The sequence below is a fragment of the Thermococcus camini genome, assembly GCF_904067545.1.
In the GTDB taxonomy this organism is placed as follows: domain Archaea; phylum Methanobacteriota_B; class Thermococci; order Thermococcales; family Thermococcaceae; genus Thermococcus; species Thermococcus camini.
Genome location: NZ_LR881183.1, coordinates 1,974,915 through 1,989,476, shown reverse-complemented (window position 1 = coordinate 1,989,476; position 14,562 = coordinate 1,974,915). Strand labels below are relative to the sequence as shown.

The 14,562-nt window shown below is 53.7% G+C and carries 16 protein-coding genes; 3 read left to right on the top strand and 13 right to left on the bottom strand.

What is annotated here, in order from left to right:
- Positions 1-11 precede the first annotated feature (11 nt).
- From TIRI35C_RS10905 to TIRI35C_RS10885, 5 genes are all read right to left on the bottom strand, one after another.
- Positions 12-392 (bottom strand): hypothetical protein, encoded by a 381-nt coding sequence (locus TIRI35C_RS10905; RefSeq protein ID WP_188202847.1) that lies wholly within the window; start codon positions 390-392, stop codon positions 12-14.
- Positions 392-1,027, bottom strand: coding sequence for a hypothetical protein (locus tag TIRI35C_RS10900; protein WP_188202846.1), 636 nt, complete (start codon positions 1,025-1,027; stop codon positions 392-394). Before TIRI35C_RS10900 ends, TIRI35C_RS10905 begins: the two co-directional genes overlap by 1 nt.
- Positions 1,028-1,036: 9 nt before the next feature.
- Positions 1,037-2,479: an NAD(P)H-hydrate dehydratase gene (locus TIRI35C_RS10895; RefSeq protein ID WP_188203255.1), complete on the bottom strand. Its 1,443-nt coding sequence runs from the start codon at positions 2,477-2,479 to the stop codon at positions 1,037-1,039.
- Positions 2,480-2,628: 149 nt separating this feature from the next.
- Complete coding sequence (locus tag TIRI35C_RS10890; RefSeq protein ID WP_188202845.1) at positions 2,629-2,961, bottom strand: hypothetical protein; 333 nt, start codon at positions 2,959-2,961, stop codon at positions 2,629-2,631.
- Positions 2,962-2,985: 24 nt separating this feature from the next.
- The gene (locus TIRI35C_RS10885) at positions 2,986-3,555 is read right to left on the bottom strand and encodes a [protein ADP-ribosylglutamate] hydrolase (protein ID WP_188203254.1); all 570 of its coding nucleotides are present in this window, start codon (positions 3,553-3,555) and stop codon (positions 2,986-2,988) included.
- A gap of 137 nt (positions 3,556-3,692) precedes the next feature.
- On the opposite strand from TIRI35C_RS10885, the gene TIRI35C_RS10880 reads away from it, so the two are divergent.
- Positions 3,693-4,505: a hypothetical protein gene (locus TIRI35C_RS10880; protein WP_246454774.1), complete on the top strand. Its 813-nt coding sequence runs from the start codon at positions 3,693-3,695 to the stop codon at positions 4,503-4,505.
- Here TIRI35C_RS10880 and TIRI35C_RS10875 read toward each other — a convergent pair.
- The 5 genes from TIRI35C_RS10875 to TIRI35C_RS10855 form a co-directional block, all read right to left on the bottom strand.
- Positions 4,502-5,776 carry an amidohydrolase family protein gene (locus TIRI35C_RS10875; RefSeq protein WP_188202844.1) on the bottom strand — a complete coding sequence of 425 codons (1,275 nt, stop codon included), beginning with the start codon at positions 5,774-5,776 and terminating at the stop codon, positions 4,502-4,504. The two genes, TIRI35C_RS10880 and TIRI35C_RS10875, sit on opposite strands and share 4 nt — an antisense overlap.
- Before the next feature lie 70 nt (positions 5,777-5,846).
- Positions 5,847-6,308 carry a thermonuclease family protein gene (locus tag TIRI35C_RS10870; protein ID WP_188202843.1) on the bottom strand — a complete coding sequence of 154 codons (462 nt, stop codon included), beginning with the start codon at positions 6,306-6,308 and terminating at the stop codon, positions 5,847-5,849.
- A gap of 105 nt (positions 6,309-6,413) precedes the next feature.
- Complete coding sequence (locus TIRI35C_RS10865) at positions 6,414-7,187, bottom strand: S-methyl-5'-thioadenosine phosphorylase (RefSeq protein ID WP_188203252.1); 774 nt, start codon at positions 7,185-7,187, stop codon at positions 6,414-6,416.
- Positions 7,188-7,267: 80 nt separating this feature from the next.
- Positions 7,268-7,975, bottom strand: a complete 708-nt coding sequence (locus tag TIRI35C_RS10860; RefSeq protein WP_188202842.1) for a hypothetical protein — start codon at positions 7,973-7,975, stop codon at positions 7,268-7,270.
- A gap of 15 nt (positions 7,976-7,990) precedes the next feature.
- Positions 7,991-8,293 carry a hypothetical protein gene (locus TIRI35C_RS10855; protein WP_188202841.1) on the bottom strand — a complete coding sequence of 101 codons (303 nt, stop codon included), beginning with the start codon at positions 8,291-8,293 and terminating at the stop codon, positions 7,991-7,993.
- Between the two features lie 293 nt (positions 8,294-8,586).
- Between TIRI35C_RS10855 and TIRI35C_RS10850 the strand changes: the two genes are divergently transcribed.
- Together TIRI35C_RS10850 and TIRI35C_RS10845 are read left to right on the top strand one after the other, a co-directional pair.
- Positions 8,587-9,315, top strand: a complete 729-nt coding sequence (locus TIRI35C_RS10850; protein ID WP_188202840.1) for a proteasome assembly chaperone family protein — start codon at positions 8,587-8,589, stop codon at positions 9,313-9,315.
- A gap of 9 nt (positions 9,316-9,324) precedes the next feature.
- Positions 9,325-9,705, top strand: a complete 381-nt coding sequence (locus TIRI35C_RS10845; protein WP_148883137.1) for a DUF473 domain-containing protein — start codon at positions 9,325-9,327, stop codon at positions 9,703-9,705.
- On the opposite strand, the gene nucS is transcribed toward TIRI35C_RS10845, so the two are convergent.
- The 3 genes from nucS to TIRI35C_RS10830 form a co-directional block, all read right to left on the bottom strand.
- The gene (gene nucS / locus TIRI35C_RS10840; RefSeq protein WP_188202839.1) at positions 9,702-10,454 is read right to left on the bottom strand and encodes an endonuclease NucS; all 753 of its coding nucleotides are present in this window, start codon (positions 10,452-10,454) and stop codon (positions 9,702-9,704) included. The genes TIRI35C_RS10845 and nucS overlap by 4 nt on opposite strands.
- Positions 10,455-10,489: 35 nt before the next feature.
- Positions 10,490-13,000, bottom strand: coding sequence for a DNA repair and recombination protein RadA (gene radA / locus TIRI35C_RS10835; RefSeq protein WP_188202838.1), 2,511 nt, complete (start codon positions 12,998-13,000; stop codon positions 10,490-10,492).
- Between the two features lie 187 nt (positions 13,001-13,187).
- Positions 13,188-14,204: a potassium channel family protein gene (locus tag TIRI35C_RS10830; RefSeq protein ID WP_188202837.1), complete on the bottom strand. Its 1,017-nt coding sequence runs from the start codon at positions 14,202-14,204 to the stop codon at positions 13,188-13,190.
- Positions 14,205-14,562 lie beyond the last annotated feature (358 nt).

The window sequence follows — 14,562 nt, the reverse complement described above, 5'->3', positions numbered from 1 at the left end:
CCCGTTTCTGTTTACGACGACACTTGATTGGTTCCCTTTCTCGCGAATCCGGGCCAGAGAAACTCAAAAACCCCACTGAGAAGCCAGGCCGTGAAGAACATCGCCATCTCTTTCGAAATGCCGTAAACAGTCCCTTCAAGGAAGAAGTACTCTGCCCCCACCAAGGCGGTTAAAGTAGCATAAAGGAGAACGTTCTGAATCAGAGTGCCCCCATCCAGTTTCCCGTTCCGAAACTCCCAGGCGCGGGGGAAGAGGACGCCAGTGACCCAGAGAAGGACCAGAACGAGCATCGTCCCAGGGGAAAACCCTCTAACCGCGAGGAGAGCAACCGCAAGGACAACGGCCGGAACCGACATGAGCACCCGAACCGCATTTTCGGAGGCCATTTTCATCACCCGCACCATCCTTCGTTTACAGCAACAACCTCGTCGGTGAGATACGTCCCGTTAATGACCTCCACCGGGCAAAGGAGGGTCCCGTTCGTCCCGGTTATCTCCGCGAAAACCCCCCACGTTCTTCCAAGGACTTCAACGCTCTCGTTCACGCAGGTTGTCTCGTTTGAAGCCTGGAAGAGAAAGTAAACGATGGAGTTCCTTTCAATTTTGTAGCCGAGGTAAGTGCCGTTGATGCAGGAACTCAGAGTTATCCTCCTCTTGAGGGCGTCTTCAAGGGTTGGGAAGCAGTTTTCTTCATGAATCACAAATCGTCCATCCTCAATGGCCGCCCTGCAGTAGAGTGAGCCTCCGTCGCGTATCTCCGCCACCACGTAATCGACGGGAAGGTCAAAGGCCTCCACGAGCCGAAAGTCCCTTCTACCCCCGCCTGAGCGCTTGAACTTGAAGAGCGCCACGTGGGTAACCTCGTTGGGATAGCCGGCCATAAGCTCCGCACCCTCAAACTCAAAGGGAGAGCTGAAGTGGGCCTCGACTTCTATCGGGTACTTCTCTCCCGAAAGGGGGATAAGAAAGGAAACCAGAACCAAAGATGCAACGGCAAGGAAAAGGAAGGCCTTCAAAAAACGCCCCATCGTACCACCTCAGAACTCCACCACCCATCTAACAGCTTTTGGCACTTTCTTCGCGACCTCCAAAGCGGTGAAGTTCTCGCCGAGTTCCCCCTTCACCATGTCCCCGGCGAGGCCGTTGAGGAAAGCGCCAGCGGAAGCGGCCCTTAGCGGCTCGTTGCCGAGTGCAAGGAGTGCTCCAACGAGGCCCGCTAAAACGTCCCCGGTTCCCCCGGTGGTCATGCCCCTGTTACCGGTTCTGTTGTACTTCCAGGTTTTCCCGTCGCTTATGATGTCGTAAGCACCTTTGAGAAGAATTACTCCCCCAACTTCTCCGGCTTTCTCCCCTACGAGCTTGGCTTTCTCTCCGAGGGAGCCTTCCGGCTTCACCCCAAAGAGAACCTTAAACTCACCGGTGTGGGGAGTTAGGACGAAGGTCTTGCCCTTGAGAACACCCAAGTCCTCGGCCACTGCCTTCAGGGCATCGGCATCTATGACCATCGGCTTTTCGCAGCGCTTTACAAATTCCCTGACGAACTCCTTCGTTTCCTCAGCGAGACCGATTCCCGGGCCGAGGACGACGGCATCGGCCTTTTCAGCTATGCTCAGGAGCTCATCAACGTGCCCCGGCGAGAAGTTTCTTCCCTCAACTGGCCTGAGTATCAGATCGGGGTCGCTTATCCGTTTCGCCGGTTCGGAGGGCATCGCTAAGTAAACCAAATCGACGAGGTAGCTCGCCCCCTTGGAAGCAAGGTAAGGAGCACCGTAATAGCTGGAACTCCCACCGATGATGAGCAGTTTACCGTTCTGCCCCTTGTGCTCGCCCTTCTTCCTTAAAGCGAACTTCGCATCACCGGGGCCAACGAGGTGGTAGAGCTCCTTCGGATAACCTATCTTAACCACAACGCGCTCGAAGCCTTCATACTCCTCCTTGTCCCACTGGAAGGTCACCGCGAAGTCGGCATTGACGCGAACTCCACTTGGATAACCGCTCGGCAGGTCAACGCTGACTATCTTCGCCCTTCCCGCGTATTCGTTAATCTTCTCTATTGCAGAGCGTATCGGCTCGCGCGGCTCGCCCTTTGTGCCGGCCCCGAGGAGGGCGTCGACGATAACGTCAAAGCCAGACAAATCAAGGGCTTTAATGTATGCCGAGTCCTTGAGGACTTTGATCTTCACAAAGTCCAGGCCCTTGAGTGTCTCCCAGTTGTGTCTCGCTTCTTCGCTCCTTATCTTCGTCTCATCTCCGACGAGGAAGAGAGTAACGTCGTTCTCGAAGCTGAGGTGTCTCGCTGTTACAAAGCCGTCGCCGCCGTTGTTGCCGGTCCCGGAGAAAACCGCTACCCTCAGCCCCTTTCCAAAGCGCTCCTCTATAACTCTGGCAACACCCGCTCCGGCGTTCTCCATGAGCTGGTAAGGAGTTATGCCGAGCCACTTGGCGTTGATGTCCCAGATGTAAACGTCCTCAATTCGCATCGGCACCACCGTGAGTGCTTAGGTTCAACATGTTAAATCATTTTCAGTCATTGCCCCACTAACCAGCAACACCGAGAGGAGAAGCAGGGGGTGAAACCCAAGAAAAGAACCAAAACAGCATATGCCACACGTTCCAACGACATTCAATTTCACCCCTTCAAATCTGAACTGTTTTCCACAGAAGATGTTTTCTCATCTTCATCCATTTCTTTCTCAGAGGAAGCCCCATCAAAACCGAAGCTCAGGTATAGCATCACAAGTAGAAACAGAGTTCCAACTACAAAAACCGCCACCGCCATGTCCAGCCCGTAAACAGGGCTCATTGAAGCAACAGGTCCGGGGTAACCTCTGCAATCCACGGAAAGACATATCAGCTTCCTGATGGAGTAATAGAGGATTAAAAAGCCCGTCAGATACAGCAGTATCAAACCGACTGCAATTCGCTTGACGGTTCCTTCACAGGAGGAAGCCACTATTACCACCAAAATAAATGATAAATTCAGAACTTATAACATTTTTGACATTCGATTCAACCCAAAAACACTTAACGCAGTCCGGTATGCGTCCCCCGAGTACAGCACGAGATAGACCTTCTCCACACTCCTCGCTCCCTTCGAGAACCCCTCCACAACCTCCTTGAACGTCCTCACGACCTCCTCCAAAGGACAGCCGTAGATGCCAGCGCTAATGGCCGGGAAGGCTATGGTTTTGACACCGAGCTCTTCCGCTTTTCTCAAGGCGCCGAGAATGGCCTTCCTGAGCTTCCCCTTTTTGTCCTCGTCCCATTTTCCACCGCAGTATGGCCCGACCGTGTGAATGACGTATTTGATCCCAAACTTTTCGAGCCTCATAGGAGGAGTTACGACAACCTCGCCGTGCTCAATTGAGCTCTTTCCCAGCTGTTTTTTCATAGCATCTTTGCTTATCCGGATGTATTCATCAACGTTTCCCGCGGCGGCCTTCGCTATGGCATAGGCCACGCCACCACCGTGCTCCAGATAGCGGTTGGCCGCGTTCACTATGGCCTCCGCCGGAAAGCGGGTTATGTCCCCGCGGACAATCTCAAAGGAGGGCATCGCAATCACCGTTTTACCGATTACTCATAGGTGATTTAACGGTTGCGAGGGTTGTTACTCAGTATCTCTCCCCATGACATACAACTTAAAACAGTAAACATTAAATAGTGTAAAGGCCCATAAACAACGGTGGTGGGATGAGGGCATTTGAAGCAGTGACAGAGGCTATTTCATCGATTTCCGAAGACAAAAAGCTGTGGAGGTATCCAGTTGCGGCATCGGGAATATCCGGTACGCTCCTGGCCATCTCCGGGCTTGATTCAAACGTGGAACCAGCGGCGTACACTCCCCGTTTCGGCATTGGCATCGCGATTTTGCTGGCCCTTATGGCCCTGCTGATAAAGCTCACCGTGATCTACTACCCCACCAGGGCATTCTACTATCACAAAAAGGGAATACCATTCGAGGAGTCAGCCCTCATAAGGGAGTCCCTGAGGGGTGGCATACTGGCCCTCCTGGTGGGCATAGTTTATGGAATCGTAATCCTCGTAGTCGGCGGCCTTATGCTCTTCCCGGCGATACTGGCTTATTATGCGCTCTCAGGAACGACAAAATACGTAGTGGCGGGAGTGCTTGGACTGCCCCCTGCGATCTTCCTGATGGGGATAATCACTATGATGATCCCGGCGTACATCTGGAGCCAAGACTTCGGTGAGGGTCTAGGGATCATCGGCACCGCACTGGACAACGCTAAAGAAGTCTTCGTCTTCGGGGCGCTGATGGGGGCGATCATCGTCGGCATCGGGGCCGCAGCAGGGGGGCTTGTTTTCCTGGCCTCCTTTGTTGCCAGAGGCTTCATTGGGGCCCTGCTGGCGGGCCTGCTTGACGGCATCATAACGGGCATCTCAAGCGTGCTCTCAGCCATCGCCGGGGCAGCCATGTACAGGGCGCTCAAAGCATGGGGAGAAAAGAGGGTGAACATCGACCCCGACTGGCTGGCGAGTCTCTAGACCAGCTTCTCTATCGTTTTTTCGGCCTCATCAAGGAGTTTCTCCTCGTCGAGCGTTAAGACCTCGCGGTCGAGCATGAGGATTTTTCCGTCGACTATCGTCGTCTCGACGTCGCTGCCGCTGGCCGAGTATACTAGGTGGCTTATAACGTTGTTAATCGGCCTCAAGTGGGGCTGGTTGAAGTCGATGATTGCTATGTCCGCCAGGTAGCCCTCCTTCATGACCCCGGCGTTGAGGCGCAAAGCTCTGGCCCCATTGAGAGTCGCCATCCTGAAGACAGTTTTAGCATCGGCAACCGTTGGATCGAGGTTGTGAACCTTGTGGAGCAGAGCGGCTAGCTTCATCTCGTCGAGCATGTCGAGGTTGTTGTTGCTTGCGCTCCCATCGGTGCCGAGGCCAACGTTCACACCCGCGTTCAGGAGCCTCTGGAGGGGCATTACACCGCTCGCGAGCTTCATGTTTGAGCCGGGGTTGTGGGCTACCGTAACGCCGTGCCTCGCGAGTATCTGTATGTCCCTGCTGTCGAGCCAGACGCCATGGGCTATGATGACGTCCCTCCCCAGGAAGCCTATCTCGTCGAGGAGAACAACGGGGCTCTTTCCGTAGCGCTCGCTTATCTGGCCTATCTCGGCCATCGTCTCGCTGACGTGGATAGTGATGAGCTTGCCGTGCTCGTTCGCCAGCTTCCTTACCTCCTTGAGCAGGGCTATAGAGCAGGTGTAAGGGGCGTGCGGCCCGAAGACGAAGTGAACCCTTTCCGAGTTGAGCTTCTCGATGAACTCCATCGTGCGGAGGGCCTCCTTTATCTCCTTCCCCGTCTTCTCGGGGTCGCCGAGGTCTATCATCCCATAGGAGAGGTAGCCCCTCAGCCCGGAGTCAAGAACGGCCTCCGCAACGGCGTCCATGAAGAAGTACATGTCGAGGAAAGCCGTGGTACCGGTCTTTATCATCTCCAGCGCGCCGAGGTATGCTCCAACCTTGGTGTATTCGCGAGTGAGCTTCGCCTCACGTGGCCATATGTGGTTCTGGAGCCAGTCCATGAGGGGCAAATCGTCGGCGAGACCGCGGAAGAGGCCCATCGGGGAGTGGGTATGCAGGTTTATGAAACCTGGGGAAACGACCCTTCCCTTCGCATCGATGACGGTATCGGCGGCCTCGTTTATATCCTTGGCAACCTTGGCAATGCGGTTTCCCTCGATGAGAACGTCGGCCTTGACGACCTCAAAGTCCTCCCCGTAGATAACGCGGCCGTTTTTGATGAGAATACTCATGATAACCACCTCTTTTAAAGGGATGTGTTTCCCCTGGAAGTTAAAAAGGTGTCGGAGAAGAGAAAAGCCCTCAAATCGGAACCCAGAGGCTCCAGGAGTAGGGGTTGAACTCGTTGTAGTGGTCCCAGATGTTCGCGTAGCCACTCTCGACGAGCCACTCATTGACGTTTAAAGCGTAGCCGTAGTACCAGAACGGGAGATAGACGACGGCAACGACCCTGCCGTAGCGGTCGGTTCCGTAGACATCATCGACGTCGAGGTAAACGTAGTGGCCGTAGGTGTCAAAGAGCCACTCCAGGGCGGCCTTCGATTCCTTGCCTTCATCGGTGTATATCTCGGGCGCGTTTATGTCGGCAAAGCGGATCTTGAAGGTTTCTCCAGCCCTGTAGCCGTAGTAGGAGTGGAACCACACGGTGTCGCCATCGACGACCTTTGTGACGTACCCATAGGCCTGGAACTCGTAGGCGCTGGCAAAAGGAATCAGGAGCACTGAAATGAACACCAAGGCAGCAACTAAAGCAACCTTCTTCATTTAAGTTCACCGAAGAACGTTGCAATCAGGATTTATAAGTTTTTACTCACAGCCATTAACACAAGAGCAAAAACCCGGAAAATATGCATAAAAATGACAAAAACATCACACGAACATCGTCTTGAGAACCTCCCCACAGCTGCACTTCCTCTCCTCTGGAATCCTCGGGATGGCCTTCTTGAGCAGTTCCTGGACCTTGTAGTTGTTTTCCTTCATCACCTTGAGCACTTCCTGTGCATCGACGGGCTTGTCAGCCCAGACGTCGTAGTCGGTAACGGTCGCTATGTTGACGTAGCACATGCCGAGCTCCCTGGCTAGGTTTACCTCAGGAACGAGCGTCATGCCAATGATGTGGGCATACTGCCTGAACATGAAGCTCTCAGCGCGCGTTGAGAACCTCGGCCCCTCGATGCAGACGTAGGTGCCATTTTCATGGACCGGAAAGCCGAGCTCCTTCGCCGTCTCGTAGAATATCTTCCTCATCTCCGGGCAGAAGGGGTCGGCCATGGAAACGTGGGCAACGCGCGGCCCGTTGTAGAAGGTGTAGTCCCTCTTTTTGGTGAAGTCGATGAACTGGTCGGTTATGACGATGTCCCCCGGTTTGTACTCCTCCCGGAGCGAGCCCACAGCCGTAACACCGATGACCCTCTCAACGCCGAGCTCTTTGAGCGCCCAGATGTTCGCGCGATAGGGAACCTCATGGGGCGGGAACTCGTGGTGCTTGCCGTGTCTCGGGATAAAGGCAACCTCAACACCCTCGATTTCTCCTATCTCCACTGGAGCCGAAGGCCTGCCGTAGGGCGTGTGAACCTTCACCGTCTCTTTCGGCTCGAAGACGCCGTAAACACCGGAACCACCGATGATACCTATCTTCGGCATGGTCATCACCGTGTTAAATACTAGCTTCACTCATATAAGGGTTGCTTTTCCAGTGGAAATGAAGCCCCAACAGTGGAATTTCAACCCCTTTTATCGCCCACACCATCGTCATCATTAATATCCCTAAAGGCAAAAACCAGCGCAAGGACCGAGATCCCCAATCCGAATAGAGCAAAGCTCCGAGCACCTGAGGAACCCAAGAAAACAATGTAGAGAAAGAAGTACAGCAAGAGCGGGATGGAGGAGTAACGCGGGCGCTTTGTCCTAAGGGGAATCGAGAGCAAACCCAACAGGAGAAGCGCGCAGGAAGCGGACTCTGGGGTGAAGTCAATGCAACTGATAACACCGTCGATTGCAAAGACGAGAAAGGTAGAGAGGGCGAGGCCAAAAGACAATCTTTCTGCCTCCCCTCCTGGCTGTGTAACACCATTTCCAGAGAGTCCGAAAGCGATGAGCGAGAGAACCAGACTCGCGAAGGCTAGAATTGGAACCCAGGGAGCCCAGCAGAGGAAAGCCAGCAGGGTAACTCCAAAGTAAGTGGAAAGAGACGCCATGAAAAGCTTCTCGTACCTGGGAAACCACGCTATCACCGAAGCCAAACCAAAGATGAACATCCCCACTGAAAAAACGAGACAAGGCAGATTGTAAAAGGTTACGCAGAATGCGTAGCACGTCCCGTCCAAGGAGCCAAAGAGATATAAGAACTCAAAAAACGCAAAAATTGTTAGTAAAGCCGCTAGGAGCAACCTTTGAATCGTCCTACTATTTCTGTGGGGCTTTGCTTTCATTTCCAACACCGCCCTTCAAACAGAGGACCACCCCGCGAGGGTCCTGTCGAAGCGGGTAACGCCCATGAGAAGCGGAAAGCCAGAGCAGGGTATGCTCGTCGCAAGGAAGACCCTCTTGTTAGAGAAAAGCGAGGCCAAAACCACAAGACCCAGCGACTCCAAGACTGCGGAGAGAACCAGACAGGGATTATCATAGATAATGGGTCCCCTTACGTAATAGCACTCGGTCGTGAAGGGAAGATACCAGAATTCAAAGTAGATTGTTACAGCTGAAATTGCAAAAAGGGAAAGAAGGGAGAAAATCCGCTTTAGTTCCATGCCGGGTACCCCCAATTTTGGGCATGTCAGGATGCTTGTAAGGTTCTGAGTGAACTGTCCATCTCACGGACATCACCATTAGGCATTAGACCTATATATAGTTTTCTATCGACAATAGTTTAGAACACAAAACTCAAAATAGAAAGTATTGACGTCTTAAGGAATTTCTAATGTTTTCTCGTAATATTCGACCCAATATACTACAAGACAAATCGGCCCCAGCATTGACTCCGGAACGATAGAGTCCAAAACTTTAATAACCTTTTGGAATTAAATTTTTAGGGGGTGGGAGCATGGACAACGGGGGGCCTGTGAAGATAGTGCTCCCGGAGATAAGGAATCCTATACTGATAGAGGGCTACCCAGGGATAGGCCTGGTTGGCCACATAGCGGCCAACTTCTTGGCGAAAGAGCTCGGAATGGAGATGATAGGCTACGTGGAAAGTCCGTTCATCCCGCCCATGGCGCTGATCCTCGAAGGAAAGCCCAACCCCCCGCTGAGGTTCTACGGGAAGGGCAACCTGATACTGGCCATGGCGGACATCTACGTGCCCCCAACCCTCGTGAGCGAGATAGCCCGGGAGCTCGTGAAGTACCTAAAGGAAATGGGCGCAGAGAAGGTGGTGTCCCTAGGGGGCATCGGGATAGGCTTTTTCAAGGAGAGAATGGACGTCTGGGGCGTTGGAGCAAGGGCAGAGCTGAACAGGGAGCTTGAGAACCTGGGAGTGAAAATCCTCCAGTACGGTTCCATTATGGGCATGAGCGGGAAGCTCCTCTGGGAGGCGAGCAAGGAGAAACTCGACGCCTACGTTTTGCTCGGCGAGACCTTCGGGGACAGACCCGACCCAAGGGCAGCGGCGAACGTCATAGAGATCCTCAAGAAGCTGACGCCAATAGAGGTCTCAACGGAGCCGCTCATCAAGGAGGCGGAGATGATAGAGGCCCAGCTGAGGAAGATGCACGAGCAGATGGAGCAGGCGAGGAGAAAGGCCGAGAAGCAGTACGAGAGCATCTACCTGTGAGGTGGGAGTATGGAGGCGATAACCCTCGCCGGAATTGCGAGACGGGTTCTTGATGAGCTTTTGAGGAGCCCGTACAAGACCCTGGAGATAAGGGGCGCGAGGAACGTTATCGCGCTTGAAAGGGCCCGCGAGCTCGGGAGGGTCTTCCTCACCTACGAGACTTTCCAAGACGTCACCGTGGGTACTGAGGGACTCCTCGCGGAGATACTCCGCCTGGAGAGCATGGAGCAGAGGATTCCATGGGAGGAGAGCGACGAGAGGGAAGTGACCGTGTGCAGGGCGCAGGTGAGGCTTCTGGGCCTCGGCAGGATAGTTGAGGTGAGGAAGAGGAACACGGTGCTGGTGGTCAGGGTTCGCGAGATGCTGCCACAGGAGATGGACATAGGCTAAAACAGGGTTTTCTGCCTGCCCTTCCCGAGCTTTTCCCTCTTCGGCGGCTCAACCTTCCTGAACTCAAGGCCCTCCTTTTCAAGGAGCCTCTTCGCCCCCGAAGTGAGAGAAGGAGCCACGAGGATTCCCCTAACCTTTGAGTGCTCCTTTTTAAGTGCCTCAACGTAGCGCTTCAGCTGGCTTACGGCATGCAAATCAGCTTTCCTGCGCTTCAGCTCAAGGACGACGAGGTTTCCGTTCTTATCGCGCCCTAGGATGTCCACTATGCCGTGGCCGATCTGCTTCTCCCTGAAGAGGGGCTTGAAGCCCGGCTCAATGAGTTCGGGATTCTTAAATATCATCTCCGCCATCTCGGCCTCGCTGCCCGTTAAAGCGAGCTCCTCGTAGTCCTCAGCCCTGAACAGGGAGATCATATAGACTTCCTCAAGCTCGACTTCAAGTATTTCCTTCGGCTTTCGCCGGACAGAGCGGAGGACTAGAATCCCATCGCGCTCCTCAACCGTTACGAAGCTCCCCGGCGGCTGCCAGTTGACGGGTTCCCTCTTCCTGCTCTGATGGATGAGAAAAGCGCCGTCCGGCTTGATTATTATCACCCTGTCGCCGGAGCCGAGCTCGCTCTTAGCCCTTCCATCGTAGTGAACCTTACATCGGGCTAATATCGTCAGCATTGCCTCGGATGACAGGGCGGAATCGACCATCCTCATGAGTTCATCGCGGGAGGGGTTCTGAACGGCCTCAACCTTTGACATGGAGTGAGGTAAAGAAGAGGGGTTAAAAAGCTAACTCAGTCCTCGGCGCCCTTGTCGGTTATCCTGAAGATCGCCTCACCCTCTGGAAGGTGCGGGCTGTCTATGAGCCTGGCGACGCGCTTGCCGGCCTTGCCCTTCCTCAGGTAAATCCTAAGGGTCGCGCTGTGGGCGAGGATGTGGCCGCCGACGGGCCTCGTCGGGTCGCCGAAAAAGGCATCCGGTTTGGCTTGTACCTGGTTGGTGACGAAGACAGCTATGTCGTAGAGGTCAGCAATGCGGTGCAGGTCGGCGAGGTGCTTGGCCAGCTTCTGCTGCCTCTCCGCCAGCGTTCCCCTGCCGACGTACTCGCTCCTGAAGTGGGCCATTAGGGAATCGACGACAAGGAGCTTGACCGGCCTGTCCGTCTCGGCCTTCTCCTTGATTATCTCCTCGGCCCTCTCGACTAGGAGCATCTGGTGGTTGCTGTTGAAGGCCCTGGCCACGTAAATGTTCTTGAGCGTCTCGTCGGGGTCGAGGCCCCTGGCCTCGGCTATCTGTCTTATTCTCTCCGGCCTGAAGGTGTTCTCGGTGTCTATCCAAACGACAGAGCCGTGAAGGCCTCCCTCCTCCCCCGGGAGCTGAACCATCACCGCGAGGGTGTGCGCCAGCTGGGTGTTGTGGAGGACGAGGCCGTTCGGGGCTATGAAGTTGTGTGTCTCTGGAACAACGAGGTCGTAGACCCAGTCGTTGTATTCAACCAGTTCAACGGACTTTACCTCGTAGAACTCCAGCTTTTTGACGAGCTCAATAAATTCAATGGCTTTTCTGGCAATCCTCTCGTGCTCTTCAATCTCACTCAGAAGAGCCGAGACCACCCTATCCCCAAGGGGTTCGCGCTTTGGAAGTCCTCTCGTACGGTAGTTCGAAATCTGCCTATCGGTAAAGCCATACTTCCTGAGAACCGTCCACGGGAACGGAAGCTCTGGTTTCTCCCCGTTTTCAATTGCTTTCTTTGTGAGTTCAAGCCTGTTGAGAGCATCCCTGAAGTAGTCAGAGATCCTTTCAAGGGTTCTCTCGGTGAACCAGACGTTCTTACTGCGTGTCAGAATGTGGTATGCAGTTTCACCATCCCTCTTTGGCAACCTGAATTCAGAGTAAAGGGCAGAGAGGTACCTGGCCACTGCTGGGGGATAACGACCAACGCCGCCCCCGGGTAGCTCCGAGTTCTTGATGAGGGAAACCTCAAGAACAGAGCTGAAGGAAGCCCTGTCCTCACCAGTTATGAAAATCCTGTAGTAGGTTTCTCCGTTTATGACCTTCTCTGAGACCGAGGGGGAGATTCCAAGACGCTTCAGCAGGAAAACGATGCCTTCCATAAGGTCTTTGCTCTTTGTAGTGAACTCGACGTGAGAATCCGCAATGTGGCCATCACCGTCGAGGTAGCCGGCGAGGAAGCTTACTATCGTACCCTCGTCACCGTTGAGTATTTCCTCTGGAACGGATTTTGTCTCGGCCGTTGACGCCGCGATGCCGCCGAGCCACTCGGCGGTCTTCTTCCTAAGGAGTATCCGGTAAAGGCCGCGTCTCATCTCAACGGTGGGGTCGTAGCCGTCGTACTTCCTGATGAACTCCACTATGAAATCCCTGAGCTTCTCCGAGGACGTTGTTATCGAGAGCGGGTTGGATGTACCCTCAGCGACAAAGAGACCGAGGAAGTACGCCTTCGCCTCTGGAACTTCCAGGGAATTTGCAGGAACCCTGCGGATCCCGACCACAACGTCGCCTTCCCTGAGCTCCCCAGCACGAACCCACTGAAGGCCGTTTCTAAAGACAAGAACAGGATGAACTGCGGTTATCCTGAGCTTCCGTCCCCGAGAGAGGTTAAGATGAAGTATTTTCCTGACCCGCTCGCGATACAGATAAGATGCCTTAGTGCGCTTTATTTCTCCGGTCGCAGGATCAAAAGTGTAGACGCTGACGGTTTCCAGTGGAACCGCAAAGCCAGTGTCGAAGGAAACTTCCCCGCCCAAGGCCCTGTACTTCTCGTACATCTCCTCAATAGTCTCAAAGTGAACGAGAGTATCGTTCTCGTAGTAAACTTTTGTATCCTTGGCAAAGCACTTCCCGCTACCGAACTCACCGAAGACCTCTGTTATCGCCTGGGTCTCAATACCACCACCGAGGAGCTTATCGAGGCTCTTGCTTCCAGTGGAGATCTTGCCGATGGTGCTCCTCCTCTCCAGGTACTCGTCAGCGCGCATGAAGGTCCCTATGTTTGCCGCTTCCCTTGCGGCCTGGATTATCTTGAGCGCTGCACCTTCACTTATTCCCGCGATCTCCTTAAGTTCCATCGGAGAGGCAACGGCTATGGCCTCGATGCTGTCGTAACCAGCCTCGCGGAGCTTTTCAGCAGTGGCTGGACCAACGCCTGGGAGGTCTTCAAGGGTCTTTATCTCTTTCTCCTTCTTTTTCTTGGTTGAGCTTGATGGGGACTCCTCAACGACATCGAGCTCCTCAAACTCTTCGAGCTCTTTTATTTCATCCTCAGCCTTCTTCTTCCTTGGCATCTCACTCACCCGCTACGGCTACCTTCCATAGGGGTAAAAAGCCGAAGGGTTATATACTTTTCTTTCCGGTGGAGCGGCAGATGAAACTGCCCGTTGTTGAGGAACATTTCAAATTCATGCCCCCGAAAAACCGTTCTGCGCTTAAATAGGGCATGTGGTTGGACATAAAGAGAATAAAGCAACACCATCACCTTTTTCCACTGGAAGAGCCGGGCTTTATGACGATCAGTTTTGACCCTTCGGGAATCTCCTCATTCAGCACAGGATTGAGAACGGGCTTTTCCTTGTAATAACCAAGGAGGAAGTAGCCTTCACCGTGGAGGCGTTTCATGGCCTCGACGTAGGGGACGCCCCACAGGTCCCTCCGCTCCAGAACGGTGATATCGTAGCCGCCTGAGGCTGTGGTCAGGTCGTCTATGACGTCCACCACCTCCGGCTCGAAAACGGAACTGGCGAGAAGCCTTCCCGCGAGGCTCCTGCTGAGTATCACCCTGTCAGCTCCAGCCCCCTTGAGCAGCTCCAGGCTCTCCCCGCGGAGGGCTTCGACGAATACCTTCGCATTAGACATGCGCTTCACCATGAGGGTAGTGAAGACGGACTTCGAGTCGTCCTCGAGGGCAAGGATGACGTAGGAAGCCTCCTTCACGTGGGCGCGTTCCAGTGTTTCCGGATTCGTCGGGTCGCCGATGAGAACCTCCACTTCCTCTGGAAGCTCGACCTTCTTCCGCTCGCCCTCGTCGGGGAAGACCACCACTATAGGTTTCAGCTCCACCTCTCCACTGGAAATCGCGGAGGTGAGTTCGCTCACGCAGCTTGGTATGCTGCTCCCGCGGCCGATTATCACGTAGTGTCCGGAATATCTAACACTGTGCATTCCCATCATCCTCCGTAGAGACGATGAAATGAAGTATTCGGCCAGAATGGAAACGAGGGCGGTAAAAGTCGAGATTCCAGCAACGGCGGCGACCATAGCCACCGCGCGGCCGGCTTCGGTTTGGGGAGTTATATCACCGTATCCAATTGTGGCCATCGTTATGACCGCCCAGTAAAAGGCAGTGTAGAAGCCCACGTTCTCGAAATACATGAAAAGTAACGCGAAGATAGCCGCCAGTATAAGCACAAGTGCCGCTATTTGAAGGAGCCGGTTCCTGCTGACCTTGGCCTTCATTTGGAGAAGTCTTCGCACGAGTGGTACCGGAATCATGATATAAGCTACAGAGGAGGTTTTAAAAAACTATCATCACTGCCCCGAGAAGTCCACGGATGGAGTATTTTTTCCAGTGGAAACAAAGGTCTTTTTCGATGTCCATCTGAAAGACCCCCCAGAGTTCCATTTCCACTGGAACCCGGTTTTGGAGATGGACGGATTTTCAAGGATGAAAAGATGAAAGAAGTGTTTATAAACGATATTTCGAACATCAAATAGGCAGATTTAAAAACACACCCTGAATTTTATAGTCTTTCGTTCATTACTATTTGAAAATTTGGGAATTTTATGAACATTGTTCATGAAAACATATAAATACAAAAAGTTTAAAAGAAAACGGGAGAGTTTACACCTC